We start from the raw sequence: 4,393 nt of genomic DNA, 5'->3' as shown, positions 1-4,393 counted from the left end.
AGAGCAGAATAAGCAGATGGAAAGTCTTAAACAGAGCCTAAAATACGAAAGTAAGGCAAATGCTTTAAAAGAAAAAGAAAATAACGAAAAAGCGATTGCCAATAATAAAACAGCTTTACTTAATGCCGAAAATGCCTATGCAAAATGTGAAAAAGACATAGAGAAGTTTAAAACACAGATAGCAGAGCTTAATAAAATGCTTGAAAATGCGGCTTTGGTTGATATTGATGAGAAAATTCAGGAACGCTTTGAGTATATTGAAGAAAAAAACAGCATAACCGCTATAACTAACAACATTGCACAGCGTATTATTAACAATCAGAATTCACTTATTATGCTGCAAAAAAAGTCAGCTGAACTTGCTGCACTTGACGGAAGATGGAGGCTTATTAATTCTCTGAATCAGACAGTAAACGGCATGCTCACAGGAAAACAAAAAATTACGCTTGAAACCTACATTCAAACTACTTTCTTTGAAAAAATAATTGCAAGAGCGAATGTTCATTTTATGAAAATGTCCAGCGGTAAATATGACCTTAAACGCAGGTCGGTATCTGGAAATCTCAGCAGTAAAAGCGGACTTGATCTTGATGTTATCGACCATTACAACGGCACAGAGCGTGATGTAAAAAGTCTTTCGGGCGGAGAAGCTTTTATAGCGTCATTGTCGCTTGCACTCGGACTTTCTGAAGAAATTCAGGCGTCAGCAGGCGGCATAAGAATGGATACAATGTTTGTTGATGAGGGATTTGGCTCACTTGATGAGGATACCCTAAGACAAGCTATGAAAGCATTGTCAAGCCTTTCAGAAAATAATCGCCTTGTCGGAATTATTTCTCATGTGGGAGAATTAAGAAATGAAATTGACAAGCAGATTATAGTTACGAAGGAAAAATCAGGCGGAAGCAGAGTAGAACTCAGCATTAATTGACAATATTGCCTGTTTGACAGTTTGTACAAAATATGTTATAATCAATTGTAAATATCGGGAAATTGTACGCTGTTTGCAATTTCCCTTTTTATATATTGAAAAAGAGGCGGTATGATGAAAAAATTAATTGCACTTTTGCTTGTTGTGCTTACTGTAACGCTTTGCGGTTGTTCAATGGGGGACAGCAGTATTCGATTCGGAGCGGCAGGCTTAGGCGGTGTTTACTATCAGGCGGCAACTTCCCTAAAGCAGCTTGCTGAAAATGACGGTAACATAAACATTGATGTAAAAACCACGGCAGGTTCGGCGGCAAATGTTCGCTTGCTCTCTCAGGGCTATCTTGACGCTGCCATTGCACAGTCAGATATTATAAGTGACGCATACAACGGTGAAAACACATTCAAAACAGCCTATAAAGATTATAGTGCGGTTGCGGCTCTTTACACAGAGGTGTGCCACATTATTGTAAAAGCTGATTCGAGCATCAACAGCGTAGATGATTTGCTTGGAAAAACAGTCAGCGTAGGCGAGGAGGAATCCGGTTCTGAACTCAATGCAAAGCAAATTTTATCGGCATATGGCTTGAATGATAAAATGATTAAAGAAGTTAATCTCAACTATGCGGATTCAGCAAAGGCTCTTGTATCGGGAGAGGTTGACGCTGTATTCTGGACTGTAGGAATAAATGCAACCGTTGTTGACGAGCTTTCAAAGCAATGCGATATAAAATTACTTGGTATAGATAAACAAACAGCAGACAAGCTTGAGTCAGCGTATTCATACATTGACTGCAAGGTTGATGAGAATACCTACAACGGACAGACAAAGGCTGTAGATACTGTTGGTGTAAAGTCTGTGCTTATTGTAAGTGACAAGCTTTCTAATGATAAGGTCAAGGCACTTACAAAGCTTGTGTTTGACAACGCAAACGAACTTCAGCTTACTGTATCGGCCGACCTTGATATTATAGAAAAAGATGCCGTAGTCGGTGTAAATATTCCGTTCCACCGCGGTGCGGCAGAGTATTACAACGAAAAAGGTATTGAAGTAAAAACAGCAGAATAACTGCGAAAGGACTGTAAACATTGAGCATTACACTTGATATGTATCAGACAATCGCAGTTGCTGTAGTTGTACTGATATTAGGAGCATTCCTAAAAAGAAAAATTTCTTTTCTTGAAAAATTTTGTATTCCTGCACCGGTAATCGGCGGATTGATATTTGCAATTTTTACCCTGATTTGCTATTCTACAGGAATACTCGAAATTGACTTTGACGATACCCTGAAAGAAGTTTGTATGGTATTTTTCTTTACCTCGGTAGGCTTTCAGGCAAACCTCAAGGTGCTTAAAAGTGGCGGAAAGCCGTTGCTTATCTTCCTAATACTTGTAATTGTACTGATAATAACTCAGAACTTCACAGCTATAGGACTTGCAAATCTTCTTGGACTTGATTCGCTCACAGGTATGACCACAGGTTCAATACCAATGGTTGGCGGTCACGGAACAGCCGGTGCATTTGGCCCTGTACTTGAGGACTTTGGTATAAGCGGTGCTACAACTGTCTGCACAGCGGCGGCAACATTTGGACTTATTGTAGGTTCACTTATGGGCGGCCCAATCGGAAACAGACTTATTAAGAAGCACAATCTTCTTGATACAATAAAAAATGATGACGATACTCTGCTTGTTGAAGAAGAAGAAAAACACGAAAGACATTTTTCAATGTACGCACCTGCTGTATTTCAGCTTATAATCGCTGTAGGTATCGGCACTGTGTTTTCAGAACTGCTTTCTCTTACAGGTATGACATTCCCAATCTACATTGGTGCAATGATTGCGGCGGCAATTATGCGTAATATTGGTGAATACACCGGCAAAATCACAATTCATATGGGTGAACTTAACGACCTTGGCGGTATCTGTCTTTCACTTTTCCTTGGTATTGCAATGATTACTCTCAAGCTTTGGCAGCTTGCAGACCTTGCACTTCCGCTTGTTATCTTACTTGCAGGACAGGCACTCTTGATGTTCCTTTTCTCTTATTTTGTAGTATTCAATGTAATGGGCAGAGATTACGATGCGGCAGTAGTTGCTGCCGGCACATGTGGCTTTGGTATGGGTGCAACTCCTAACGCTATGGCAAATATGCAGGCAATCTGCGAAAAGTATGAACCATCTGTAAAAGCATACCTGATTATTCCTATAGTCGGCAGCTTGTTTGCAGATTTTCTCAATAGCCTTACAATCACATTCTTTATTAATCTGTTGTAAAATGGAGGTAATATTATGAAGGATAAGGATAAATATTTTGTAGAAACCGAAAACCTTGCTTTCCCTGAAATTCACACAGGCAAGGTAAAACAAATTTCAAGCGAAAAGCCTGATGCAGACGAATCTGTAACCTACGATACCGTAGCAGTACCTGAAATTCATATTAAAAAAAAGAAAGATAAACATAGCAAATAACAGCAACGAGCCGTACAAATTAATGTGCGGCTCATTTTGTCAGTACTTTATATAAAAGAAATTTGATAATTCAGCATATATTACAAAAAGTGATTGACAATATCAATTATATATAGTATAATAATAGTCCGAAATTAAATAAGTTTTTCTTATATCCGGGGATGTAAAGGCTTCGACGGGGAGCGTGAACCTCGGTAAGCGAGCAGTGGTGCGGAGAACCACTATAAAATCCGCAACTTTTAAAATAACTGACAAAACTACAGTTAGATTAGCAGCGTAAGCTGCTCGTTCCTGCACAGAGTACCACGGCTGTGTAAGGGGCGTCGATTAGTGGTAAATGTGAATGCAGCAGTGCTTCGGGCTGTGTCACACATCAGAAGCTACCAAGCCGTATAACCCGTTGTTGGGTGCTGCGGTAAGGGAATCTTAAAACGACAACTACGCTCGTAGAAAGCCTTGGCAAATACTTTTCGGACAGGGGTTCGATTCCCCTCATCTCCACCAAATAAGAACCGCAATTTTGATACAAAGCGTATCTTAATTGCGGTTCATTTTTTACGTCATATAAACGGCTTGTAATCAGTGTTTACGGCATTTTTGCCGATTAGTAAAGTGTCAGAGTGATTGTTAAATATGGCTGTTTTGTAATAAAAAAGTCAGCCTTTGAGTGTGCTTTTAGAGTTGATTTTTTATTCTGACACAAAACTTCCAGACCGTTTCATTTTTCAAAATAAGCGTTTCATTTTTAAAAAATAGAGTATTATTTTCAATTTTTACATATATAAATTTGACTTCAAAATAGAAGAGGTCATAGTAGCGAAAAAAGTTTTCGTAAAGGATCGAACAATAATAGTTGTAAATGTCAAGTGAAAATGACGAAAAACGCTCATTTAAAATGTACAATTATGAGCGAAGAATCAGTCATCAGAATCATCAAAGATTTTTCTGCCCTTGATGCGGTAGGAATTTCCGGTAATTTTGATAACTTCGCAGT

The 4,393-nt window shown here is 38.8% G+C and carries 4 protein-coding genes and 1 other RNA gene; all 5 read left to right on the top strand.

Going from position 1 to position 4,393, the window contains the following annotated elements; genetic code table 11:
• Positions 1-931: SbcC/MukB-like Walker B domain-containing protein (locus tag ACJMMI_RS07735; protein WP_405354722.1), on the top strand; the 931-nt coding region annotated here is incomplete at its 5' end.
• Between the two features lie 114 nt (positions 932-1,045).
• Positions 1,046-1,996, top strand: coding sequence for a TAXI family TRAP transporter solute-binding subunit (locus tag ACJMMI_RS07730; RefSeq protein WP_405354720.1), 951 nt, complete (start codon positions 1,046-1,048; stop codon positions 1,994-1,996).
• Between the two features lie 20 nt (positions 1,997-2,016).
• Positions 2,017-3,204, top strand: a complete 1,188-nt coding sequence (gene gltS / locus ACJMMI_RS07725; RefSeq protein WP_405354718.1) for a sodium/glutamate symporter — start codon at positions 2,017-2,019, stop codon at positions 3,202-3,204.
• 15 nt (positions 3,205-3,219) lie between these two features.
• Positions 3,220-3,399, top strand: a complete 180-nt coding sequence (locus tag ACJMMI_RS07720) for a hypothetical protein (protein ID WP_405354716.1) — start codon at positions 3,220-3,222, stop codon at positions 3,397-3,399.
• A 157-nt stretch (positions 3,400-3,556) separates the two neighbouring features.
• Positions 3,557-3,903: a transfer-messenger RNA gene (gene ssrA, locus ACJMMI_RS07715) on the top strand.
• The last annotated feature ends 490 nt before the right edge of the window (positions 3,904-4,393 follow it).

The organism is Ruminococcus sp. (assembly GCF_045129435.1).
GTDB lineage: Bacteria > Bacillota > Clostridia > Oscillospirales > Acutalibacteraceae > Ruminococcoides.
This window is presented reverse-complemented; position numbering and strand designations above follow the sequence as displayed.

Coding starts and splice junctions, on each gene's coding strand:
- ACJMMI_RS07720 (WP_405354716.1), top strand. CDS start 3,220: ATGAAGGATAAGGATAAATATTTTGTAGAAACCGAAAACCTTGCTTTC.
- ACJMMI_RS07730 (WP_405354720.1), top strand. CDS start 1,046: ATGAAAAAATTAATTGCACTTTTGCTTGTTGTGCTTACTGTAACGCTT.